The sequence below is a fragment of the Photobacterium sanctipauli genome, assembly GCF_003026495.1.
In the GTDB taxonomy this organism is placed as follows: Bacteria; Pseudomonadota; Gammaproteobacteria; order Enterobacterales; family Vibrionaceae; genus Photobacterium; species Photobacterium sanctipauli.
In genome coordinates, this window is sequence record NZ_PYMA01000002.1 from 517,114 (window position 1) to 540,482 (window position 23,369).

The 23,369-nt window shown below is 48.6% G+C and carries 20 protein-coding genes; all 20 read left to right on the forward strand.

Annotation, left to right across the window (positions count from 1 at the left end; translation table 11 throughout):
* Positions 1-320 precede the first annotated feature (320 nt).
* The 20 genes from C9I98_RS05485 (at position 321) to tssK (ending at position 23,366) form a co-directional block, all read left to right on the forward strand.
* Positions 321-1,151 carry a hypothetical protein gene (locus tag C9I98_RS05485; protein ID WP_107271679.1) on the forward strand — a complete coding sequence of 277 codons (831 nt, stop codon included), beginning with the start codon at positions 321-323 and terminating at the stop codon, positions 1,149-1,151.
* Positions 1,151-3,265 carry an MFS transporter gene (locus C9I98_RS05490; RefSeq protein WP_036824519.1) on the forward strand — a complete coding sequence of 705 codons (2,115 nt, stop codon included), beginning with the start codon at positions 1,151-1,153 and terminating at the stop codon, positions 3,263-3,265. The genes C9I98_RS05485 and C9I98_RS05490 overlap by 1 nt, the downstream gene beginning before the upstream one ends.
* Positions 3,262-4,281, forward strand: coding sequence for an ABC transporter substrate-binding protein (locus C9I98_RS05495; RefSeq protein ID WP_107271680.1), 1,020 nt, complete (start codon positions 3,262-3,264; stop codon positions 4,279-4,281). The genes C9I98_RS05490 and C9I98_RS05495 overlap by 4 nt, the downstream gene beginning before the upstream one ends.
* A gap of 42 nt (positions 4,282-4,323) precedes the next feature.
* A complete protein-coding gene (locus C9I98_RS05500) occupies positions 4,324-6,387 on the forward strand; it encodes a type VI secretion system Vgr family protein (RefSeq protein ID WP_107271681.1) in 2,064 nt (687 codons plus the stop codon).
* A complete protein-coding gene (locus C9I98_RS05505; protein ID WP_036828440.1) occupies positions 6,387-6,989 on the forward strand; it encodes a DUF6931 family protein in 603 nt (200 codons plus the stop codon). The genes C9I98_RS05500 and C9I98_RS05505 overlap by 1 nt, the downstream gene beginning before the upstream one ends.
* Positions 6,968-7,267 carry a PAAR domain-containing protein gene (locus C9I98_RS05510; protein WP_036828439.1) on the forward strand — a complete coding sequence of 100 codons (300 nt, stop codon included), beginning with the start codon at positions 6,968-6,970 and terminating at the stop codon, positions 7,265-7,267. Before C9I98_RS05505 ends, C9I98_RS05510 begins: the two co-directional genes overlap by 22 nt.
* A 30-nt stretch (positions 7,268-7,297) precedes the next feature.
* Positions 7,298-8,347, forward strand: a complete 1,050-nt coding sequence (locus tag C9I98_RS05515) for a hypothetical protein (RefSeq protein ID WP_107271682.1) — start codon at positions 7,298-7,300, stop codon at positions 8,345-8,347.
* Between the two features lie 52 nt (positions 8,348-8,399).
* Positions 8,400-9,809, forward strand: a complete 1,410-nt coding sequence (locus C9I98_RS05520) for a type VI secretion system protein TssA (RefSeq protein ID WP_107271683.1) — start codon at positions 8,400-8,402, stop codon at positions 9,807-9,809.
* A gap of 52 nt (positions 9,810-9,861) precedes the next feature.
* Complete coding sequence (locus C9I98_RS05525; protein ID WP_036817823.1) at positions 9,862-10,386, forward strand: type VI secretion system tube protein Hcp; 525 nt, start codon at positions 9,862-9,864, stop codon at positions 10,384-10,386.
* A gap of 22 nt (positions 10,387-10,408) precedes the next feature.
* Positions 10,409-10,915: a type VI secretion system contractile sheath small subunit gene (tssB, locus tag C9I98_RS05530; protein ID WP_036817822.1), complete on the forward strand. Its 507-nt coding sequence runs from the start codon at positions 10,409-10,411 to the stop codon at positions 10,913-10,915.
* Positions 10,912-12,390, forward strand: coding sequence for a type VI secretion system contractile sheath large subunit (tssC, locus tag C9I98_RS05535; RefSeq protein ID WP_036817821.1), 1,479 nt, complete (start codon positions 10,912-10,914; stop codon positions 12,388-12,390). The genes tssB and tssC overlap by 4 nt, the downstream gene beginning before the upstream one ends.
* A gap of 82 nt (positions 12,391-12,472) precedes the next feature.
* A complete protein-coding gene (locus C9I98_RS05540) occupies positions 12,473-13,969 on the forward strand; it encodes a type VI secretion system contractile sheath domain-containing protein (protein ID WP_036817820.1) in 1,497 nt (498 codons plus the stop codon).
* Positions 13,969-14,412 (forward strand): type VI secretion system baseplate subunit TssE, encoded by a 444-nt coding sequence (gene tssE / locus C9I98_RS05545; RefSeq protein WP_036817819.1) that lies wholly within the window; start codon positions 13,969-13,971, stop codon positions 14,410-14,412. Before C9I98_RS05540 ends, tssE begins: the two co-directional genes overlap by 1 nt.
* The gene (tssF, locus tag C9I98_RS05550) at positions 14,405-16,180 is read left to right on the forward strand and encodes a type VI secretion system baseplate subunit TssF (RefSeq protein WP_036817817.1); all 1,776 of its coding nucleotides are present in this window, start codon (positions 14,405-14,407) and stop codon (positions 16,178-16,180) included. Before tssE ends, tssF begins: the two co-directional genes overlap by 8 nt.
* Entirely contained in the window at positions 16,171-17,154 is a 984-nt protein-coding gene (locus C9I98_RS05555) for a type VI secretion system baseplate subunit TssG (protein ID WP_036817815.1), read from the forward strand. Before tssF ends, C9I98_RS05555 begins: the two co-directional genes overlap by 10 nt.
* Complete coding sequence (tssH, locus tag C9I98_RS05560) at positions 17,151-19,775, forward strand: type VI secretion system ATPase TssH (RefSeq protein ID WP_107271684.1); 2,625 nt, start codon at positions 17,151-17,153, stop codon at positions 19,773-19,775. Before C9I98_RS05555 ends, tssH begins: the two co-directional genes overlap by 4 nt.
* A 15-nt stretch (positions 19,776-19,790) precedes the next feature.
* The gene (locus C9I98_RS05565) at positions 19,791-20,480 is read left to right on the forward strand and encodes a substrate-binding periplasmic protein (RefSeq protein ID WP_051902015.1); all 690 of its coding nucleotides are present in this window, start codon (positions 19,791-19,793) and stop codon (positions 20,478-20,480) included.
* A 19-nt stretch (positions 20,481-20,499) separates the two neighbouring features.
* Entirely contained in the window at positions 20,500-21,501 is a 1,002-nt protein-coding gene (locus C9I98_RS05570; RefSeq protein ID WP_036819003.1) for an FHA domain-containing protein, read from the forward strand.
* A complete protein-coding gene (gene tssJ / locus C9I98_RS05575) occupies positions 21,501-22,028 on the forward strand; it encodes a type VI secretion system lipoprotein TssJ (RefSeq protein WP_036819000.1) in 528 nt (175 codons plus the stop codon). Before C9I98_RS05570 ends, tssJ begins: the two co-directional genes overlap by 1 nt.
* A gap of 12 nt (positions 22,029-22,040) precedes the next feature.
* Positions 22,041-23,366 (forward strand): type VI secretion system baseplate subunit TssK, encoded by a 1,326-nt coding sequence (gene tssK / locus C9I98_RS05580; protein WP_036818998.1) that lies wholly within the window; start codon positions 22,041-22,043, stop codon positions 23,364-23,366.
* Positions 23,367-23,369 lie beyond the last annotated feature (3 nt).

Genomic DNA, 23,369 nt, shown 5'->3' on the forward strand with positions numbered 1-23,369 from the left:
AAAGTTATATAAGTATCATTAACCCAATAAATAATATGGCTTTATTGATGAATATTGCATCTTAGCGGAATAGCGGTAAAGACTGTTTTTATCAATATCTCTATTTATCGTGGGGATATTAACTGGATATAACATGATGTTTATTATGGTTATTAACTGTTTATTTTATTAGTAGATATTCTTGAAAAGACAAAATTGAATTTTTGTTTTTAGAATGAAGGTCAGAGTTTTTACATAAAGAAATTTGCTTGGCACACCTTTCTCAAATTCCCTGCATATTATTTGATAAGCGGTAATGTGTGGTATGGGAGTCATGGCCAATGAAGGCTTTTTTTGAGGTACATTTACGGTTAGTTATTACGGTTTGGGTGATCTTACTATCCGTGCTTGGTTTGCTTTACCTCATGAACTATATGAAGTTTGATAGCTTAATGTCTCAAGTGGTGTCATCTAAACTCGATGTCATCTCATCCTCGTTAGATACATCGATTAAGCGTGTTGAGCGCTTAGGTATGCCGCTCCAGTCTGCGAGTAACCTAAAAGACAGCTTTGATAGGGCGAGAGAGCGGGAGGCCAATGTACAAGCCATCACTTTAATCGATAAGAACGGCACGCCTATTATCCAGTCCTACGCTGAACAACAAGTGCTGACTGAGAGTAGTATTATCCCCCCCCTTCCAGAAAGTGTTATTCGCCGGGCGCTTCGCTCGAATGAGCCTAATTGGGTGTTAAGTACAGAAACTAAATTATTCAGTGGCTTACAGATAAAAGATAGTTTTAATCAATTGGCAGGGAGTATTGTTATTGAGTATGACAAGTCAGGTCTATACGGGTTATATGCCGTTGTACGACTTCACTTGCTAGAAGCCACGGTGGTTATTTTTCTATTTACCGCTTTGATTGTGTTATTAGCCATTCGTTTTGGGTTTGGTGATATTACCAGCGTGATCAAGCTTATTCATGGCTATTCATCTGAGGCGTCCCAAAAGCCAGAGAAAATGCCTGCTGGCGAAATGACGAGAAACTTTGCTGATCAAATCGAACAAAGCGAAAAAATGAAAAGCTATGTTTCTGGTGAAATAGAAAAACTTCAAGACATGGCTGCAAGCCAGACAAATAACAAAAAAGAAACATCGCTAGAGGTGAAATAATGAGGCAAGTCAGAAGCTTGGCTAGCTTTATAAACAGCCGTTTAATTTTAATTACGGTACTTTGTGCATTGTTTGCCTCGGTATTAAGTGCTTTATATACATTGGTTGAGTTCAACTTCTCGGTAAAACCTGAATTATTGAAAAAAGCTAATGCCATTGCCCAGATTGTCCATGATGATGTTGAGCTTGCGGTGAATGCCGGTATTCCTTTTAATGAAATTCGTGGGATGGACGCTTACCTTGATGACTCGCTTTCAAAATACCCTGAATTAACATTTGTTGCGGTGACCGCAGGCGACAACTTACTTTATCAGGCTGGGGTCGTCTCCGATCTGAGTACTGTCGATACACTCGCTTTTGAGCAAGTCTCTAAGCAGTACCTGAATGCATCGTTATTAGAGCGAATCAGTGTGGCTGCTAGCCAACTGCCTTCGATTTTCTCTTCCCCCTTTACCGACAGCCCGCCACAGAGCGATGTGTTCAGGCTACCGCTTGAAGCGGCGCAAGCTGTTAATGGCAGCGTTTATGTGGGATTAAGTGCGACTTATATCCAATCTCAACTGATCGACATCTTCTTCGATATCGGCATTGTATTGATTGCGGTACTGCTAGTGTGTTTTGAAGTCGTAATGGTTGTGGTCATGGTCTATATTTCAGGGCCATTGGAAGAGTCGGAAACCATTTTACGTCGACAAATCAACGGTGACTTCTCGGTTGACGAGAATACGTCAGTGCGCGGCACCATTGGCCTGTTTTCGAATCGCCTCAACCATGACTCACGTAAACTCCAAAATAAATTCAGTCAGCTGTTTGGCAGCCAAGGCCAAGCGGAGTCGGCAAGCTTTAAAGCCCGCTTAAAGGAAATCGCGGAAAAATTCCGCCTGCAAAACAAGTTGGAAGTGCGTAAGGGCGATATTGTTGATGCGCGCATCCCACTGTTTGTTTTCTCATTTGGCGAGGAATTGCAAAAGTCATTCATGCCGTTGTACGTGGCGGAATTCTACGAGCCAACGTCGTGGATCTCGAAAGATGTCATGCTTGGGCTACCTATTTCGGTGTTTATGTTCGTCATCGCTGCATTTACGCCTTTTGCCGCTAAGTGGGTTGAGCGCTGGGGACAAAAAAGGTTGTTCCTTGTTGGCCTTATTCCAGCGATTGCAGGTTATCTCGGCTGTGCGTTTGCAACCAACAGTATGGATATCGTTATCTCTCGGGGCGTGACGGCGTTTGGCTATGCGATCATCACCATTAGCTGCCAGAGCTATATTGCTGCGGTAGTCACAGCAGGAAATCGTGCCAAGGGGATGTCGATATTTGTTGGGGTGCTGATGACCGCAACCATGTGCGGAACCGCATTGGGTGGCATTATCGCTGACCGTATTGGCTATCAGCCAGTGTTCTTGCTATCGGCGGTACTTGCCGCATTTGCTGGCCTTCTCACATGGCGCATGTTCACCGGTGAGTTGGATACCGCAAGCAATAAGCAGGTGAAACAAAAGGGTGGGCTGATGCAATTGGCGCGCAACGTTAAGTTTGTTGCCATCGTTGTGTGCTGTGCGATCCCGGCGAAGATAGTGCTTACTGGCTTCTTGTATTTCCTTGTCCCGCTTTATTTGGTGTCGCTTGATGCCAGCCAGTCTGAGATTGGCCGCATCATGATGATCTACTCGTTGGTGATCATTCCATTAAGCCCTATTGCCTCGGGTATTGCCGATAAGACCCAGAAAACCCGTGAGCTGATAGTGCTTGGCACCGTGTTGTCTGGGGCTATCTTGCTGTCGCTTTATGGGGAGGCTTCACTGTTCAAGATCATCTTGGCGGTTACCCTGATGGGCATTGCCCACTCGATCCTCAAAGCGCCATTGATTGCTTGTGCACTGGAAGCTTCCGAAGCCACACCAGAAGTGAGCCGTACCGAAGTGCTCGGCATACTCCGTACCGCAGAGCGTATTGGTAGTGTGCTGGGACCAATTCTCGTGGCTGCACTGTTGGCTGTGGGTAACTATGGCATGGCGATGGCTATTGTTGGTGCAGGTATTATCGCCAGTGGCTTATTAATGCTGGTCTTCTTGAACATGCCATCGACACAGCGAAGCAAGGAGGCGCAAGCATGAAGCGAATCGTCCATCCGTTAATCATTGCTGCTTTTTCAATCTTGCTTGGCCTGACTTCGGTTGCTAAGGCTAACCAGCCAATCACTGTGTATATGGCGGTATGGCGAGGATGTGAGGAGGCCTGCCAGGGTTTTAAAGATTATCTGAAAAACAATGGTTATCCAGTTGAAGTGATTGTTAGCGATGCCGGCCGTGACCGCTCAAAGCTCGCAAGCATGTTAGAAGAGGCAAAAACGCTTTCGCCTGATTTGGTGGTGACCTGGGGCACTAGCGTCACCAAGGCCTTGATTGGTACCCATGACGAGTATGGGCAAGCGACCAAGCTGGGTGACATTCCTGCATTGTTCATGATTGTTGCCGACCCGCTCGGTGCCAACATTATTACAGAGAAACACCAAACTGGCCGACCAACCGTAGCGGGTATTCGAAACCGCATCAGTGAAGACGTGCAAATCCGTGCTATGCGGGAGTATTTCCCGGTTAACAAAGTGGGTGTGGTGTATTCCGAGGCTGAGCTTAACTCAGTCCTTAATACTGAGAAGCTCAAAGCGTTGGGCCTAGATATGCAATTTGAGGTTGTGGAGCAACGCTACGAATTGGATGAAAACGGCAAGCCACTGCCTGGGCAATTTGAAAGTCGGATGAGCCAGCTGGCCGAGCAAGGTGTGGATGTGGTGTACGTTGGCTCTAGCTCTTACAACCTCGCCAATAGTGATGCCTTCACCGAAGCCGCCATAAAATACGGCCTGCCTGTTGCCAGTGCCTACGACTCGATGGTGACAGGATCCTCGGCCTTGATTTCGGTCTCCAATAAGTATTACCGGGTCGGTCAGCTGGCCGCCAACCGAGCCGCAAAGATTTTATTTGAAGGGGTAGCGCCGGGCGATCTTCCCATCGCAGAGTTAAGCCGCTACTCGATGTCAATCAACATGGCTGTGGCTCGGCAGATGTCGCTGTATCCGCCAATTCAATTGGTGCGGTTCGCCAATTTAGTCAATACCGCGGAAGGGAAGTAAGGGAGTGGCACATGAGAAGGATGACTCGAGAGGTTGCCAACGATGAATGAATTACTGGATGCGCAAAGCAGTTTCCTCGTGATCAAGGACGCCAGCAACAAGGAGTTTGTTGCTTCTGACCTTACGGTGAAAGAATCTCTCAGTGGCGAATACCAATGGAGCGTTGATGTCTTGGTATCTAAGTCAGAGCCATCTGCTTGGGTGGGGGAGTCGCTAAGCTGTAATGTCTACAATGTGCTAGGCGAGAGCCGCACGAGTCTTCGTGAGTTCCAGGGGGTGGTGGTTAAAGCACAGGCGCAATCACAGCGGATTGATTCAAGCTATTTCGGTATTACATTGACCGTCAAACCTTGGATCTATCTATTGCGTTATTCACGTCAGTGCCGCGTTTTTCAAGCCCAAACAACTCAGGCGATTGTCACCTCTATTTTTGATGAGCTGGGCTTCAAAGGCAGCTACAGCGTCAAGAGCATGCCGTCAACCAAGCGCGAGTATTGCGTGCAGTTCAATGAGTCTGATTTTGATTTTGTGACACGCTTGCTGGCAGAAGAAGGGGTGCATTTTTATTACGGCAAAGATAAGAATGCAGGCACGCTCTACCTGCAACAAGCCTCGAATGCTTTCTCGAAGGACGATTCTGTCAAGTTGGATTATGCGTCGGCCCCCACTGGCGATAATGACATTATCGATAGCTGGCAGCGCGAGCATGCTTTCCACAGTGCCTCGCTTGAAATAACGGGCTATGACTATAACCAATCCAAGTTAATTACCAGCAAGGCGAAAAAGACGAAGTACACGGTATCGGGCAATACCAAGCTTACGGATTACCGCTACCCGGCAGCTAGTCTTACTGGGGCTTACACGGACTTAGCTTCCTCGCTGGCCGATGTACAACGTGCCCAGCTGGACTCTGACTACCACTGTGTTTATGCCAAAACAACGTCGGCTGATGTTTGCGTTGGCCATTACATTGCACTGGCATCGCATAGCCAAAGCGGCGAGGAGGGCAATTATCTAGTGTCTGAGCTGAGCTACACCTTTGCCAGTAACGATGCCAATGGGTTCAGCGTACAAGCTGATTTTACCTGTATTCCCGACGATCAAGATTTTTACCCCGAGATGAAAACGAAACCGGTGCTGCACGGCCTTCAGTCTGCCGTTGTGGCGGGCAGCAAAGAAGGCGAACCCGCCAATGATGCATTAGGCAGGGTGAGGATCAAATTTCATTGGGACAGTGAAACCGGCGATAAAACCAGTTGCTGGGTACGGGTGGCCCAAGGAATGGCTGGTGGTAGTTATGGCGCCCAGTTTTTGCCAAGGGCGGGGCAGGAAGTGTTGGTGAGTTTTATCAATGGCGATCCAGACCAGCCTGTTGTGGTATCGAGCGTGTATAACAGTGGCAACAAACCACCTTACCCTACCGCGAACACCACCCAGAGCGGGATCAAAACCAAGCTTACCGGGGAGTCTAACGAATTACGTTTCGATGATAAGAAAGACAACGAAGCGGTTTATCTACATGCCGCCAAGGATTTCACCAGCGAAGTGGTGAATGACCATCAAGAAACGGTGGGTGGCGAGATGAAACTGACCGTAACCAAAAATATTGCCCAAAGTGTTGAGCAAGCATTTTCCCTCACTGCCAAGGAAGGCATTACCGTTACGTCCAACAAGAACTATGGCTTGAAGGCCGATGAAGCAATCACGGCTCAAGCCAAATCCATCACCATTACAGGGTCTGATTCGCTGACCTTGAAAGTGGGCGACAGCAAAATTGTGATGAGCAGCAGCAAGATAGAGTTATCTAGCAGCCAGGTTTCGATCGCGGGTGACTCTAAAGTGGCTATCGACGGTGGCAGTATCAGCCAATCGGGTAGCTCGGTGAGTTTGTCATCGGATGGTTCGTTAAGTGCCAAGGCGGGCAGTTCGATGTCGCTGCAGGCGAACAGCAGCCTCACGGCGAAGGCGACCAGTAGCGTAACGGTAAAAGGGTTGAATGCTACGTTGCAAGGGGATGTCGGCGCAACAGTGAAAGGCACGGCCAAGACTGAAGTGAGCTCGAGTGGGCAAACAGCCGTTAAAGGCGGGATTGTGATGGTGAACTGATGATGAAAAAAATACCGTACAACAGCGCCGCGCCCATTTTGGCCCATTGTGATTTCTCGCCTGAGGTGATGGCGTCCATTAACCCGGATGCTGCGCCATTAGCATTGGTGAATCAACTGAAAGAGGAAGGTTACTTCATTGAGCTCGCCAACTTTTATGCCCATGCCTTACCAATGCGAGAGGCCATATGGTGGTGTATCCAAGCGTTAAAGTTGCGCCAGCAAGCGTGGACGGCAATCGAGGCTCAACTTATTGAAGCTTGCACACTCTGGGTGCGAGAGCCAAATGAACGGGCACGCCGGGAAATAGAGCAACAACTAGCCTCACTGGCCGATGATCGGGCACCGAAATGGTTGGGGCTGGCTGTGTTCTGGAGCGGGACGGGCAGTATTGCCCCCGCAGACAACCCCGTCGTTATGCCCGTTGAACACCTTTATGCCAAAGCAGTCGCCGGTGCTGTGAATACCGCTGCGGTACTGCCGGAATGGCAAGGCCATAAGCCGTTTTACCAAGCCGTGTTTAAGGCTGCCTTTGATATTGCCAATGGTGGCAAAGGGAGTGCAGAGCAAGGAGAAGCATCATGCCAAGCGCTGCAAGACTAATGGACATGCATACTTGCCCGATGCAAACACCAGGCACGCCGCCAATCCCGCATGTAGGCGGCCCCATTGTTGGGCCGGGAGCGGCAACGGTGCTGATTTGCTATATGCCAGCAGCCAAAATGGGCGACACGGTTACGTGCGTCGGCCCACCAGACAGTATTACCAAAGGCAGTGCAACTGTGCTCATCAGTAACATGCCAGCAGCAAGAATGGGCGATACCACAGCCCATGGCGGTTCAATCGTAGTAGGTGCCCCGACGGTACAGATTGGTGGTTAATTTGGAACGAAAAGCTTAGTGGAGAGAGCTATGCCGACTTACACCCGTGGAGACATTATTTCGCAAACCACGTTTTGGAGTACCTACCACAAACGTGAGCAGATTGAAGAACTGGTTGAGCAAGCCAAGGTTGCCAACAAGGAGCTTCATAAGTTCATGCTGGATCTGACCAGGAACGTTAAAAATGAAAGCGGTAAGCCGATTAAGTATTCTCGCGGTCCGCTGAAAACCCGTGAGCGTATCGCAGAAAAATGCGGCATTACTATTTGGGATGATCCGAGTACGGATCAAACTTCCGGGGTGAAGACTCCGCTGGAGGTTAAGGACATTGCTCGTGCAACCATAGTGTTCAGCACCATTGCACAGATGATGGCATTCAGAAATTACATATACACCACCCCGAACTACCAAAATATCAAAGATAAACAATCGCCTGCGGTGAAAGATCTTTGGACCAAGGGGATTGATGACCAGTACAAGGATGTGAAGTTTTTCCTTGAGGTTTACATTGAATTCACGGGCAAAGTGACTAACCGCCCGCCTGAAAAACGGACTATCCCTCACATTGTTGAATTGCAGCTCAATGTGGCGCAAATGGCGCGTGGCAAAAGCTATGGCCATGCCTTCTACAACCTTTCCCGTCTCGCCAAGATTAATGGTAGTGACCGCTTTGTTTGGAACGACCCTAACTGCGTCATCACCGTACCGGGGGCCAAAAAGGGCAATGTCGGTAACAAGTTAAGAACGGCCATCGTGATGTGCCGCAGTATGGCGCTGGGTGATGAGAAGGTCTTACTGGCCACCAATATTCTCTCGAAGCTGCTGAGCAATAATTTGCGACTGCTCGATAAGCGCGTAACAGGCAAAAAAGTCGAGCATAACGTTTACGAGAACGGCACGACCCCATTGGTGATCCGTTGTGGCCCTTATGATCCGTCAACCGCGGCAAACCAGGATTCAGGGGCGGCACAGGCGTGGGCAATCAATCATTTGTCGAGCTTTGTATGGGGGAACTTTACCGCGTTCCAACGTAAGCCGGGTGTCACGGGTACCGCAGCCAATTGGTTTGCAGAGCACTAGCGTTTTGAAGCGTTAGAGCTAGCGTCTAGCGTCAGAAAAGGAATTTAGATTTATGTTCGATGAATTACTTCAGCCAATTTCGCCAGAGCAGCCGGGCGGGGAGTACCTCAAGGATAACCGTGCTTTATATCGCTCGTACCGTAATGCGTTCAATATTGCACAGTCATCGTTCCGCCAGCTTATCGAAACACCAGACGCGCTAGAGGATGTAGAAGCGGTAAATGCCAACAGCGACAACTGGAATCAACTCGCTGCGGATTGCCGAAGTTGTTTGTCAGAACACTCCAAAGATGTCGAGATTTTCTCTTGGTACACGGTTGCCCAGCTGTTTACCGCAGAGCCAATCAGCAACCTAGCCATTGCCTTACTGACTTTCGAGCAAGTCGTTAATCAGCATTGGGATAGCCTGCAGCCGATATTGCCCGAGAAAAAGCGCAAGGGAGAAAGTGAACAAGAGCAGGCCAAAGAAGTGGCCGAGCATCGGGTTAAACCTCTGTTGCAACTGGTGGGTGATACTGCCGAAAGTGGCTTGCTTTATATGCCGCTGCAAATGCTACCGCTGGTTGGTGACATTGATTACGGCAGTTTCTTTGCTGCGGAAAAGGCCGGTAGTCTGGCAGAGCTCCAACAAAAGGCCGTTGGCTTTTTTAGCTCAGAGCAGGCCGAGCTCAATACGAAAATCATCGCCCTAGGTCAGGTGCATGATGCGATGCAGTCATTGGAAAAGGCCATTGGCGAGAAGTGTATTGCTGCCGGGACGACGGGCGTGAGCTTTCGTTTTGCCAAAGAAAGTATTGAGCGTTTGATCAATGCGATGCAATACCTCGTCGGTGATCAGTTTTCACGCTGGCCACTTGATCCAGAACCGGCAGAGTCACAACCAGAACAAACGAATACCGAGACAGGTGTGCCTGCGCCAGCTGTCCGGGCTGATTCTGGTGAAAGGCTTGGTGAAAACCTAAAGGGAGGAAATACACCCAACTTACAACAAACAGCCCAACTTGATATACAGCCAGCAGCTCAGCCAGTTGCCGTCAATGCCAACGCATTGGCATCGCGGGATCATGCCTTGGCGGAGCTACAAAAAATCGCAGATTACTTCCAGCAAACGGAACCCCATAGCCCTATCTACTTATTGTTAAAACGGGCAATTCGCTGGGGGGGCATGTCATTGCCTGATTTGCTTCAGGAGCTGGTGGGTGAGCAGGGATCGGTTAACCAAAGGATCCAACAACTGGCCGGGCTGGAAAGTGCCGACCATCAGGCGGAACTTGTGCCTGTGGATACAGCAACAAGCATGAATGTGCACAGTGGCGTGAATAGCCCGAGCAACGTTGATGCTGCAACAAGCGAAGTTCAAGCGTCATCCGCTGTTTCGATGCCACTTGAGGAACCAACCCAAAGTTCAGTAACGGCAAACGACAACACCCCAAGCGGTGGTTTGTCCGAGATTGAATGGTAATCAAATCTTTAATTTTTAATGCATGACCATGGTCAAGAAAGAGGGATAAGAAATGGCTTCTATTTTTATGCGAATCGACGGACTGAATGATATTAAAGGTGCAGCAACCATTGGTGATATTGGTGGCAAAAAAGGCTTTTTTGCGCTCGACACCATGAGCTGGGGGGCAAACCGTGGCGTCACTGTTGATGTGGGTAACGCAAACAATGCTGATAAAGGGATGGTTTCTCTTGATGCCATTAATATCTCACGAATCTCAGATGGTGCTTCGCCACATTTAACGACCTTCCTTTTCGCACCGGGTGCCGAAGGTAAAACGGTTGAAATTCTAATGACCAAACCATCTCGTGACGGTGCAGGCGCCGATCCGTATTTGGTCATGACGTTAGAGAAGGCACGTATTGCCGGCTACAACATCAGTGGTTCTGACGGCAACCTGCCAGCCGAGGACTTTAGTCTGACTTATACCACGTTAACCAAGGTGTACTACCAAGAAAACGATGCCGGCAAAATCGAGAAAGGCGATACCGTCAAGTTTGACTGTACAACAGGCAAGTTAGAGTCAAAAGCAAGCTAATTAGATTGGAAGGAGATACCACGTGGCCTTAAATTCCCAGCATAAACGCGTGAGTAAGAACCGCGTTAGCATTACTTATGATGTTGAAACAAATGGTGCTGTTGAAACCAAAGAGTTGCCGTTTGTTGTAGGCGTAATTGGCGATTTCTCTGCCCATAAAGAGGATCGTGAAGAACTTGAAGATCGCACGTTCTATCAAATCGACAAGGATAACTTCGATACGGTGTTAAATCGTGTCGGCCCGGAGCTGAAGCTAAAAGTCGATAACACGCTTGCCGATGATGACAGTCAGTTTGAAGCTGCTTTGTCTTTCTCTTCAATGAAAGACTTCGAGCCGGACGCATTAATCGAACAGGTAGATCCGTTGAAAAAGCTCGCTGAAACCCGTCAGCAGCTAAAAACATTGCTTTCGAAAGCTGATCGCTCTCGTGATTTAGAGAAGCTACTCAAGGAGGTGCTGCAAAGCGCAGATCAAATCAATGCACTATCCAGTGAGTTGGGTATTGAGACAAAAGGGGAAGAGTCATGAGTGCAGAGTTAGAAACACAAGCAGGGGCAGAAGCCGAAGCTGGTTCGGTAAGCCTGCTAGATAGGGCGATTTCTGCAACCACGCAAACACCGGCGGACACCACCAAGGAACTGTTTTCGGTGCTGGCAGAGCAAGCGCTCAGCGGTACAGTGACATGGGATAAGAACCTGACTAAGACCATCGAAAATGCGATTGCCGAAATCGACAAGCAAATGTCGAAGCAACTCTCGGCCATCATGCAGCAAGATGACTTCCAGCGTTTGGAAGGTTCTTGGCGTGGTTTGAACAAGCTGGTGCGGGAAAGTGACACGGGCCAGTCGCTCAAGATTAAGTTGGTGGATTTCAGTAAAGAAGAGCTGCTAGACCAGTTCGAAGATGCGCCAGCTGTTGATCGCAGCCCGTTGTTTGACGCGCTTTACCAGAAAGAGTTCGGTACTGCAGGTGGTGAACCCTACGGTGCGTTGATTGGTGACTACACCTTTAGCCATAAGGATGAAGATGTCGCCTTGCTGCGCTATATGGGCGAAACCGCCGCAGCCAGCCATGCGCCATTTGTATCGGCAGCTAACCCGCAGATGTTCGAGCTAGATAGCTTCGAGACCTTCAATGAAGGTAAGCCAGTCGCGGCTGGGTTTGATTCACCGGCCTATGCGTCATGGAATGCGTTCCGTGAAAGTGATGACTCGCGCTATGTCGTTCTGACACTGCCACAGACCCTAGCTCGCTTGCCGTATGGTGGCAAGGGCAGCTCGACGAATGCTTTTGAATATGAAGAGCTGGCGACAGACAGTGACGGTAACCCTAAACCGATTGATAACTCGCAATTGGTTTGGTCGAACGCTGCCTATGAACTTGGTCTGAAAATGACCCAATCTCATACCGCATTCGGCTGGTGTACCGCAATCCGTGGCTTGGATAACGGTGGTAAGGTCGAGAACTTGCCTAACCTGACATTCAAGTCGGAAGCGGGTGATCTGCAACAGCAATGTCCTATCGAAGTTAACTTAACCGATGAGCGTGAAAAAGAGCTGAGCGATCTCGGCATGCTGCCTTTGGTTCACTATAAAAACGCTAACTACGGCGTATTTATCGGTAGCCAGACGGCACAGAAACCGAAGACCTATGCCGACCCTGATGCGACAAGCAATGCGGCAATCTCAGCCCGCCTCTCATACATTATGGCGAGTAGCCGAATTGCCCATTATCTGAAGGTAATGGGGCGTGACATGTTGGGCTCTAATCTTGAGGCCAATGACATCCAGAAGCAGCTACAAACGTGGATTGACCAATACACCAACTCGGGAGCGGTGGGCAATGCTGAGCGCTCGAAAACGCCGTTGTGTGAGTCTCAGATCCAGGTAGTTGAACAGCCGGGCCGTCCGGGTGCTTACTCTGCGGTTGCCCATCTACGCCCTTGGCTACAGATGGAAGAGTTAACAACATCGGTACGTATGGTTGCCAAGATCCCAGGCTAAGCAAGGTGTTCGTAAGCAATTCTGTTTATACACATAGCCTAATTGGGATCAGTAATTAACGGACGAAAGGGGTGCTATCAGGATGATTGGCGCAGAACTGCAACAGCAGCTTAATCAGCTAGACAGCAAAGACAAGGCGTACCTGAAAGATGCCTTATCGTTGTTGGCGCAATTTGACGAGGGAATGCTCGAGAGCCCGCAGGCGCTGAGGGCATCGGTCAATCGTTTGATTGCTGAAATTGACCGGGCGGTATCTGAGCAGCTATCTGCGTTGATCCATCATCCTGAATTTACCCAATTGGAGTCCAGTTGGAGAGGGGTAGAGACATTGGTCTCTCTACCCGTTAACTACCAAAAAATAAAAGTGAAGTTGCTGGATTTATCGTGGGATGGGCTCTCTTACGAGCTTAACACTGCGGTCTCATTAAAACGCACTTCACTATATAACTTGATTGGAAATAGAGAGTTAAATACATCAGGAGGCCAACCCTACGGCATGATCGTTGTCGATCACAAAGTGTCGATGAACTTTGAAACAGACTTTGATGATTTATATACCTTGGAGCTATTAGCTCAAATGGGCGATTTATGTTTGTGCCCGTTTATTACTTCCCCTGCCGATGATTTTTTTGGTGAGTCTGGTGCCGACTGGCTATCAGATACGGCACGGGTCAATAAGATTTTAGAAGGGCCGGAGTTTATCTCTTGGCAGCGGCTACGAAGCCTATCTATTTCGCGCTTTATCGGCTTAACACTCCCCAATGTATGTTTACGCCGCCCTTATTCCAACCACTCAGCAAGGCAAGTGGTGTTTACCGAGTACCAAGATGCTAACTCTAATGTCTCTGGGCCTAGTGCGTCTGGGGCTAGTGTGTCGGGGCAAGGTATGTCTGGGCAAGGAGGGGCGGTACAAGGCTTGTTGGGGAACTCTGCCTTTCTTTTTGCTTCTATTGCCATACGAGAATTTAACCGAATTAACTGGTTTGGCTTCATGAAGTCTCGCTGGCAAGACAAATACTGTGGCTCTTTAGTCAATTTACCGACCAGTGGTAGCGGGACAACTGCGACACACCAGCCGTCACCGGATATTCGCTTTATCACCGAGATGGGCGGGTTTTACGCCGACAGCGGCTTTATCCCCCTATGTCACAGCCTCACGACGGATAAGTATTTCTTTCGGGGGAACGCCTCGATTTGGAACCACGGCAAAGACGACGCTGAAGCCGTGATGGGGCAGATCCAAACCACGCTGATGATTTGCCGGATTGCCCATTACCTCAAGGTGCAAATCAGGGGAATGATGGGCAACTTCCAGACCGCGCAAGAATGTGAAAATTTCCTTAATGGCTGGCTGGATAAATATGCCAGCAACTTATCCGATGCCGACGAAACCACATTGGCAAAATACCCCTTGAGCAAGGGGCGAGTGGAGGTACGGGAGATTGAAGGCCAACTCGGACGCTACACCTGTGATGTGCTCGTTCAGCCTCAATACCAGTTTGATAATGCCTGTGGTGAAGTGCTCATTTCTACGGACTTGGGTATTGAGGCCAGTGGCCAAGCAGTAGGAGGTGCATGATGAGCTTTTGGGGAACATTTATTGCCCAGCGTGATACTGAAAGTGGGCGGGTTATCAGCAGTGATGAAGCCCTGCTGGAGTCTATCCGTTATCAACTGACTGCGTTACTGAACTCGGAAGCCCCAATGCGTACCTTGCCGAAGCAGTTTAAAGAGGTGCAATTATCCAATTTCTGCTTTGGCCTGGATGCGGCTTATAGCGTCAGTAGCCAGGTCAATAAAGACCAATTTTCCCGTTCTCTTGAAAAGTGGGTAAGTACCTTTGAACCCCGGTTGAGTGAGGTGAGTGTTGTCGTGAACGAAACAGACCCAAGTAAAAATGTCATGAAGTTTTCCTTGATGGCACGGGTCAATGTTCGCAATGGTGAACACGTCTTCTTGTTTGATTCCAGCATCAGCCTGTCTAGTCAAACCGCGAAAATGGAGGGGCAGGAAGTTGTCTGATCAACTATTAAGCTATTACGAAAGAGAGCTGGCTTATGTCCGGCGTGCGCTGGAAGGCTTTGGCAGCCAGTTTCCTGATCATGCCGCGTCGATGCGGCTGAACCAAAGTGGCCAGGAAGACCCCAATATTAGCCGTTTAATCGATGCGGTAGCTTTGCTGACTGCAAAAACAGAAAAGCGCATGGATGAGCAGTTCCCAGAAGTGCTGCAAGATCTGTTTAACGTGCTTTATCCTGGTTATTTGCAAATTATTCCGAGCTACGCACCGTTTTGTTTAAGCCTTGAAGGCGATGCGGGGAGTGAGCCCGTTACTTTGCCCAAAGGGGCTGAAATGACGGCGATGGCTAATCAAACGGAATGTATTTTTACTTCGGTCGATGACCTTCAAATCATGCCGTTTGCGATTGAAGATATCACAGCGACCTCCGCACCGTTTAATTTTCCGACCCCGGTCTCGCTACGACGCGCTGACACTGTCATTCAGGTCACTTTGGCTTGTGATGACCCGGCGATTTTGTTTTCGCAATTGACCCTGCATCACTTTGATTTTTATGTTCGCGGTTTTGAAAACAGCTCAAAAGGGCTGATTGATTTATTGTTGTTAAATACCGAAGCACTTTCATTGACTGATGACTCGGGGCATCAGGTCTCCGTCGACGTCAAACGCTTCCGCTCGCGCATTGCAGAGCCGGGATTCAATTGGTTGCCGCAATACGGTAACCACTTGAGTGGGTTTGACCAGCTTCGGGACTACTTTGCCTTTCCGGATAAAGCCGCCTATTTGAGGATTGAAGATTTAGGCAAAGAGCTGATGCGCTTTTCTACCAATAAAGTCACCCTTAATTTTTTCGTCCAGCAACTACCTACAGAGTATCTTCGCCTGTTTACCAAGCAGGTGTTTGCGCTAAATACCGTACCTGCAATAAACCTGTACCAGCAGCACGGCGAGCCAATCCGGTACGGCTTCACCAAGTTATCGATGCCGGTGATCGCGGATGTACAAATGGACAGCGAGTTGGCTGTGGTATCAGTGGATGCGGTAAGCGAGGTGTTGCCGACAGGCGATAAGCCACTTATGCCAATTTATGAGGGGGGGTACTGGCTAGATGAGCAAAGTCCCAAGTGGCAAGTTCGCCAGCATTGGGATGAAAAGGGGCGGAGGTTGATGGATATTGCGATCAGCGATGATCAACTCAACGCTGATAAAGGGGATGTGGTGTTGTCGTTATTGCTCAGTGTGTGTAATGGGCGGCTGCCTTGTTTGATCCCAAGTCATAGTGAGGCCGAGTTACTGGCTGCGATCGATCTACCGGGGACTCTTCGGGTGCTAAAAACACCGACGGCACCGCAGTATCCGGCATTAGAAAACAACTTGAGTTGGCGCTTTATTGCCTTAATCAATGCCAATTTCTCTGGCCTGATCCAAACTGAGGATCCAACAAGGGCGCTGCAAGACGCGATTCGTTTATGCAGTCATAGTATTCATTGTAATGTCGCAGATTCTATCAAGAAGGTGTCGTACAACCACTTAGTTGCCCCCGTCACCATTGGTCGCCAGAGTATTTTTTCATCCGGTACAGAAGTTACGCTGCTGCTGGACAATGAGCTACTTGATTCTGAGTTCGCGGTTGTAAGCGAAGTCCTGAATGTCTATTTCCAGCAGTTTTGTAGTTTTGACCGCTTTATTCAAGTCAGCGTCGAGCGTTTTGGCAGTGACGAACCGGGTATTCAGTTTGATAAATGCCACGGGAGCCAGATATGTCTGTAGCTAGTCATCTGTATGCCCAACCAGAGCAATTTGAATTTATCCAAGCTGTGCGGATTTTAAATCAGTTAGCTCAACAAGATGGTGTTAACCCAAACCCGTCTTCTATCAAGATGGCATCCGATCCCATGCCGAAGGGGATGCCCTCTGAAGTGACCGGATTAGAAAAAGCCAACGATCAGATAAAACTTCGCTTGGGGCTTGAAGCATTGTCGGGTTGCAAAGGGGTGATCCCAGATTACCTGTATGCAGAGATGCTCAATAGCCTCCATCAGGATGATCAGGCACTGGAGCAGTTTCTGGGGGTTTTTAATTCTCTCTACTACGAATTGCTGGCGAGTGTTGAGCAGGCCGGCAGCTTACTACTGCGGGATGAAAAAGACGTCGCTTCTTCATCCAATGCCGCTCGTTTAACCCAACGTTCAGCCTTGGCCAGCATGTTCGCGCTGCCCCCTCATCATCATGATGCCAGCTTTCTTCGTTATGGCTTGGCACTGGCCAATAAAAGCCGCAGCTTGTCTGGGCTAAAGCGTTTGTTGTGTGACTACTTCTCGTTAGATATCTCCCCTCAAGTCTTGCCATCGGCGTTGTACCGGATCCGCTCTGCGCATCAAACCAAAATTGGCTGGGATAAAGGCCAAAATCATCAATTAGGTAAGGGTGTGGTGCTGGGAGCTAAGGGTGAGCAGGCTTTCAAGTCACTGGAAATATTCATCACCCCAAGAAACAAAGATGAGTATCTGAATCTTTTAAAAAATACCCATATGGCAAATGCCATGAAGCAATTGGTGCGCGCTTACCTTAGGGAAAGCAGTGATCCAAAGCTCTACCTCTATGTGAAACGCGAATATATCGACTCGCCAGTGCTCTCTAGCGGTAATAGCAGCGTACGTCTTGGCGAAGCAAATTGCCTTGCTCCAGAAAGAAAGAGCAGCCGCTATCGGAAAATTTTATTATTGCCGGAGAATAATGTATGACACAGGTAAAACTGGGCAACCTAGTAGGGAAACTCACGCCAGAGCTCAAAGCAACGTTGGAAGAATCTGCCGCCGCCGCGATGTCACAGACGGTGCCAGCCATTGAAGTTGAGCATTGGTTGGTGCAATTACTCGCGGCAAAAGACGCGCATCTTACCGCTTGCCTGAAACGACAGAATATTGATGCGAATGCCGTTGTTAATGAGCTGACAATACGCATTGAGCGCTTGGTCAAAGGTTCGAATGGCCAGCCAACCATTAGCCGTGGTATAAGTGAGCTAATGGAAGAGGCTTGGTTACAAGCTTCGGTAAACTATGGTCATCACCAGATAACGAGTCTGCATTTGTTGTTGGTGCTCCAACAGGCCGACAATTTCGGGGTGAAACGACTCGCGTTAGAAAGCCTAAAAGATTTATCGCTGGAAGCACTGTCTTCGCAAATTACCCAACTGGCTACAGGCGCACCTTCAGCCGCAACTGGCTCTGGTCATGCAGCCACTCAAACAGCTCTGGGCGAGGCCGTCGCGGGTGGTGCTTTGGACAAATACACGGTGAACCTTACCCAGCAGGCAAGAGACGGGCAGATAGACCCAATCTCAGGCCGCAACAGTGAGGTACGTTATGCCATCGATATTCTTTGCCGTAAGCGCCAGAACAACCCAATCATGGTGGGTGAGCCGGGTGTCGGCAAAACAGCAGTGGTTGAAGGACTTGCGCTACGTGTTGTTAGTGGTGAAGTGCCGCCGGTGTTACAAGGTGTTGAGATCCGCTCGCTAGATTTGGGTTTATTGCAAGCAGGGGCGAGCATTAAAGGTGAGTTTGAAAATCGCCTTAAAGATGTCATCAATGAAGTCAAAAGCTCAGAAACCCCCATTATCGTGTTTATTGATGAGGCGCATACCTTGATTGGCGCTGGTGGGGCTGCGGGGCAAAACGACGCGGCAAACTTGCTTAAACCGGCACTGGCCCGTGGTGAATTCCGTTCGATTGCGGCGACAACCTGGGCGGAATATAAAAAGTATTTCGAAAAAGATCCGGCGTTGACCCGACGCTTCCAAGTGGTGAAGGTTGAAGAGCCAAGTACAGAGGATGCATTGCAGATGCTGCGTGGTGTGGCAGTGTCTCTTCGCCAGCATCATGGCGTCTTTATTCGTGAAGATGCCCTTGAAGCGGCGGTGTCGCTTTCGGTTCGTTACTTGCCTTCACGCCAGCTCCCAGATAAAGCAATTAGCTTGTTAGATACGGCTTGTGCGCGCATCGCATTAACCCAGGGCGCCAAGCCTGAGCGCATCGAATACCTTGAGCAGCAAATACGCTACTTGAACAACGAGCTGGACGCGTATGCCGTTGAAGATACTGTGCTTGTTGAGCAGGCCGAGAACAGGGCCGGACTACGTGACAGCCTTGCCGAGAAACAGGCTGAGCTTCAGGGCTTGATGGCGAAGTGGGAGCATGAAAAAGCCTTGGTAGCTGAAATAACCCAGTTAACCGAAACCATTGAGGCCGATCATCAGGCCGATAGCGATGTGTCGCAAAGCCAAGCAGCACTGCAAGATAAGCTAACGGAGCTCGGCACATTGCAGGCTGAAGAGCCTTTGGTGTTCGCGATGGTGGATAAGCAAGTCATCGCGGAAGTGATTTCGGCGTGGACAGGCATTCCGGCGGGCAGCATGGTGAAAGAGGAAGTAGCCGAACTGCTCTCGCTAGAAAATGCCCTTCATCAACGCGTAATCGGCCAAAAAACCGCCATTAGCGAGCTGGCGAAAAGTATCCGCATTTCACGTGCCGGGCTTACCGATAGCCGCAAACCGGTCGGCGTCTTTTTGATGTGTGGCCCAAGTGGCGTCGGTAAAACCGAAACAGCGATGGCGCTGGCTGATGAGGTGTTTGGCGGCGACAACAACCTTAACGTCATCAACATGACGGAATTTAAGGAAGAGCATAAGGTTTCAATGTTGCTTGGTTCGCCTGCTGGCTATGTCGGTTATGGTGAAGGCGGAGTATTAACCGAAGCCATACGCCGCAACCCTTACTCGGTGCTGTTACTTGATGAAATGGAGAAAGCTCACCCAGGCGTACATGATTTGTTCTACCAGGTGTTTGATAAGGGCTATATCAAAGACAGTGAAGGCCGGGTTATCGACTTCAAGCACACCATTATCATTATGACGTCCAACGCGGCTGATCAGGCGATTTGTGATATATGCGCCCAGAGCGATGAGCGGCCGGAGACGGAAGATTTGGTTGAAGATATTCGACCAGCGCTCCAGCATTTCTTTAAGCCAGCTTTCCTAGGAAGGACGACAATCGTGCCTTATTACCCGCTCAATGCAGAGGAGTTGGGCAAGATAACCGAGATCAGCCTTCAAAGAATCGGCAAAAAAATTCACGAAAAATATGCGGCGAGCTTTACTTGGGATCAGGCGTTCATTGATTTTGTCGTCTCTCGCAATACCGACCCAACCACTGGTGGCCGTGCTATCGAGCAAATAATTAACCGTTCTCTGATGCCTAAATTAGCCGTCGAATGTATCCAGCGGCTCAGTGAGGGATTGCCGATCGAACAGGTAACGGTAAGTGCAGACAGTGTCTCAGGTGAGTTGGCACTGGACATTCATTAATAGGAACGAACACGCATGTTGAAGGGAATCACTGCATTGCTGATGTTATTCACTTGCTCTACAGCGCTGGCTGTAGAGCGGGTGGTATTGGCGACCCAAAATTGGTCACCCTATCAAACGGTTGATGAAAACGGGACGATTGGCGGTGTGGCAGTACAGCGGGTGAAATGCACGTTCAGGCAAATGGGCCAGCCTTATGAAATTCGAATGATGCGTTGGGATAAGGCGCAGTTGTTGGTTGAAACAGGGAAAGTCGCAGGCTTTTTTTCTGGCTCGGCCAATGCCAAGCGGGCGTCATACGCCCAACCGTCACACCCGATAGTGTCTGAAAACCTTGCGTGGTTTGTCAGCCCAGGGGTTAGGGAAGACCTCAACGACGAGACGTCGAAGTACAGTTTACGATATGGCGTTAAGTACAATACAAATAAATGGTTATCATTAAAGAGAGAGGGATATAACGTAATCAAAAAACCAAGGGATGCCGATGCGCTATTGCAGATGCTGTGGCAAGGCGAGTTGGATGTTGCTTATGAGTATGAATTGGTGTTTGAAGAGGCGATGGAGAAAGCCGATATTCCCCGTGATTATTTCAAGAAAATTAGAACCAAGAAACAAGATTTGATGGTGCACTTTTCAAAAGCCTTTTTGGCCGAGACCCCAGGCTTTTTGAATCGCTTTAACCTTGCCATGGAACAGTGCAAGTGAATAATGAGGGAATAATGTCATGACTATTAGCTTCCAATTAATCGATATTCCAGACAATGAGCAAGTGGATAGTCGTCAGGTATCACTACCTGCCAGTGGCGGCACATTGGGGCGCTCTTATGAATGCACTATTCAGTTACCTGATTTCAACCGCACATTATCAAGGATCCATGCCGAAATACGACCGCATCCTCTAGGTGGGTATCAAGTTATTGACCGAAGTATTAATGGTCTATTGGTAAATGATGTGCTACAAGGTAAAGGAGTAAACCAAAAAATATCTGATGGCGATAAGATAAAGCTAGGCGGATATACGTTATTAGTCAGTGATATTGACGCGCTCTTTAATAGTGATAGTGGTGAAAATAGTCATAGTCGCAAAGACAAGCCGGATGCAGTATTTAACAACCCTGAAGCGTCCACCTCTGCGTTTAATTTCAGCCGTGTTGATGAAGATTTTCAAGATATAGCACTGGCGATAAATAGCCATGTAAAACTAAAGGATGATATTGAGGCCAAAAAACAAACCGCGCCTTTTTCCAGTGAGGATGTTTTAGCTGACGATGTATTTGGCTATGACCCTTTCGATGACGAAGAAGAGTGGCAAACAGAGTCAAAGCAAGCACAATCTGATCATGTGGTGATGCTTGAAGAAGATGCAGAGCCTATCTTACCCAGTTCGCAAGCGCTAACCATTGCTGACAACGAGCACGCCGATGAATTGCGTGACAGTTTAAACCGTTTAAATGCCATTATCGAACAACAAGAGCGAAGCCTTTCTGCCTCTATTGACAGAGAGCGGTTGGTTGCATCAATAGAAGCGACATTGGAGCGCTTTCTTGAACATCTAAACCCAGCACAGCTTGAAGATGAATATGACGATTACATCACTGGGTGGGGAAACAAAGATAAAAAATATTGGGCACTTTATAAAAAGCAATTTCAGCGCAAACATGAACGTCGTGATTTCTACCGTTTGTTTTCATCCATTTTGTTTGAAGAACTAAGTGAGAAAAAGTGATGAAACGTAGACCATTCATAAATAGAGGCGCATTAATATATAGCGCAATAGGGGTAATAAGCAGTTTATTATTAGGCTGTAGCAGTAATGACAATACGGCGTTTGTCCCGGCAATGGATATTTCTGTTAACCTCGCGGCCTCAGAAGATATTAATACCTTTGATGATGGTCAGTCTCGCCCGGTGATTATTCGCCTATATCAATTGGTCGATACGGGTAACTTTCAAAAATCGGACTTTATTACCCTCTATGAGTCAGATAAGAGCGTATTGGCTGATTCGCTGGTGGATTCAACAACGGTTGCACCAGTGATCCCAGGGGAGCAGCGCACTTTTCAATTAGAAATTCAGCAGCAGGCCAAGTTTATCGCGGTACTTGCGGAATTTGCCGACTATGAATCGGCGGCACCTAAGGCGTATACCGCCATTGTCGAAGAGCCTGAAGATTATCCGCTGATCATTCGTATCACCAGCAACAAGGTTGAAATATCGCAACCGGTTGAGGATGCCTGGTGGAATGTGTTCTAAGGAGTAGAACTTTTGAAACGTCAAAATAAAGTTGTATGGAAAGAGGGCATGTTTATTGCCCCACAACACTTTCAACAGCAAGATCGCCACACCAGTCAGTATGTTCAAAAATACGTTTCTTTGACAGCGGGCGGTCAGTGCTACGGGGTTTCGACGCTGGATGTGGAGCCCAATTACCTCAAGCTAGGAAAGTTTGGGGTGGCTAACTGTAGCGGGATTTTTCCCGACGGCACCTTGTTTAACAGTGCCAAAGAGCTGTTACTTGAAGTGCCGGAAGGTACCTTAAACCAAAAGGTATACCTTGCGCTGCCATTGTCAGTTGATGGTGAAAATGAATATGGTGAGGTGATTGAACTGCGTCGCTACGCAGTTTCGAATAACAATTTATTCGATGTGAGCGATGCAGGCCAGAGCGCCATAGAAGCGCAATTGGCAGAGCCGAATGTCCGCCTTGTGATTGAAGGCGAAGACGTGACGGGTTTGGCGTTAATCCCTATCGCCCGCATTTTAGAGCGCAAGGATGACGGTGAGGTATTGCTTGATAAGAGCTTTATCCCTACCTGCCTGCAATATGGTGCCTCATTGCTACTCAAGGAGCGATTAAAAGAGCTGTATATCTTGAGCCAGGTACGGGCCAAAGATGTGGTTGAACGTATTGGGGCTGGGCAAAAAGCCAAAAGTGAGTTGAGCTTGATGCGTGAATTCCTATGGCTGCAAACCTTGAACCGTTGGCTACCTTGGTTACATATCAAGTTGGAACACCCAGAGACCCGCATCGAAGAATTGTATGAAGGCCTGATTGCCTATTCTGCTGAGCTAGACAGTTTCACGCCCGTGATGGCAGCAGAGCCGAAGTCCTTGGCGCGTGATCATTTAGCCAGTGTCTTTGCTGGTTTGTTTACAGAACTTCGTGACAAGCTATCCATGGTGCAGAGTGACAACGTCACCGAGTTTGATTGGGATAAAGCCCTGTTTAGCAAGCGCCGTTTGCTCAGGCTTTCTCTACCTAATATCCACCAATTGGACGGTAAGCGGTTTGTCTTATCGGTGCAATCATCGATAGGCACGGCTGAACTCGCCAACACATTCCCAAGCTGTTGTACCTTAAGTGGTTTGAGCCAAATAGTAGAGTTGGTGAGAAATGGTCAATCAGGGGTGAGTGTCCATGCTCTCCCCGTCGCTCCGACAGAGTTAAAAGCACAAGCGGATGTGGCGTATTTTGAAGTCGATGTCTCTCACGATTATTGGCAACAACTTAAAACGAACCGGGAGCCTATCGCGCTCCATATCGATAGCCGTATTCCTGAATTGAGCCTCAAACTGTATGCATTGGGGTAGATT

What these genes read in the sequence shown, in the direction of transcription:
- C9I98_RS05495 (WP_107271680.1), top strand. Translation starts at nt 3,262, where the DNA reads ATGAAGCGAATCGTCCATCCGTTAATCATTGCTGCTTTTTCAATCTTG.
- C9I98_RS05570 (WP_036819003.1), top strand. Translation starts at nt 20,500, where the DNA reads ATGACTATTAGCTTCCAATTAATCGATATTCCAGACAATGAGCAAGTG.
- C9I98_RS05485 (WP_107271679.1), top strand. Translation starts at nt 321, where the DNA reads ATGAAGGCTTTTTTTGAGGTACATTTACGGTTAGTTATTACGGTTTGG.
- tssC (WP_036817821.1), top strand. Translation starts at nt 10,912, where the DNA reads ATGAGTGCAGAGTTAGAAACACAAGCAGGGGCAGAAGCCGAAGCTGGT.
- C9I98_RS05520 (WP_107271683.1), top strand. Translation starts at nt 8,400, where the DNA reads ATGTTCGATGAATTACTTCAGCCAATTTCGCCAGAGCAGCCGGGCGGG.
- C9I98_RS05525 (WP_036817823.1), top strand. Translation starts at nt 9,862, where the DNA reads ATGGCTTCTATTTTTATGCGAATCGACGGACTGAATGATATTAAAGGT.
- C9I98_RS05555 (WP_036817815.1), top strand. Translation starts at nt 16,171, where the DNA reads ATGTCTGTAGCTAGTCATCTGTATGCCCAACCAGAGCAATTTGAATTT.
- C9I98_RS05515 (WP_107271682.1), top strand. Translation starts at nt 7,298, where the DNA reads ATGCCGACTTACACCCGTGGAGACATTATTTCGCAAACCACGTTTTGG.
- C9I98_RS05490 (WP_036824519.1), top strand. Translation starts at nt 1,151, where the DNA reads ATGAGGCAAGTCAGAAGCTTGGCTAGCTTTATAAACAGCCGTTTAATT.
- C9I98_RS05510 (WP_036828439.1), top strand. Translation starts at nt 6,968, where the DNA reads ATGCCAAGCGCTGCAAGACTAATGGACATGCATACTTGCCCGATGCAA.
- C9I98_RS05500 (WP_107271681.1), top strand. Translation starts at nt 4,324, where the DNA reads ATGAATGAATTACTGGATGCGCAAAGCAGTTTCCTCGTGATCAAGGAC.
- tssH (WP_107271684.1), top strand. Translation starts at nt 17,151, where the DNA reads ATGACACAGGTAAAACTGGGCAACCTAGTAGGGAAACTCACGCCAGAG.
- tssJ (WP_036819000.1), top strand. Translation starts at nt 21,501, where the DNA reads ATGAAACGTAGACCATTCATAAATAGAGGCGCATTAATATATAGCGCA.
- C9I98_RS05505 (WP_036828440.1), top strand. Translation starts at nt 6,387, where the DNA reads ATGATGAAAAAAATACCGTACAACAGCGCCGCGCCCATTTTGGCCCAT.
- C9I98_RS05565 (WP_051902015.1), top strand. Translation starts at nt 19,791, where the DNA reads ATGTTGAAGGGAATCACTGCATTGCTGATGTTATTCACTTGCTCTACA.
- tssE (WP_036817819.1), top strand. Translation starts at nt 13,969, where the DNA reads ATGAGCTTTTGGGGAACATTTATTGCCCAGCGTGATACTGAAAGTGGG.
- C9I98_RS05540 (WP_036817820.1), top strand. Translation starts at nt 12,473, where the DNA reads ATGATTGGCGCAGAACTGCAACAGCAGCTTAATCAGCTAGACAGCAAA.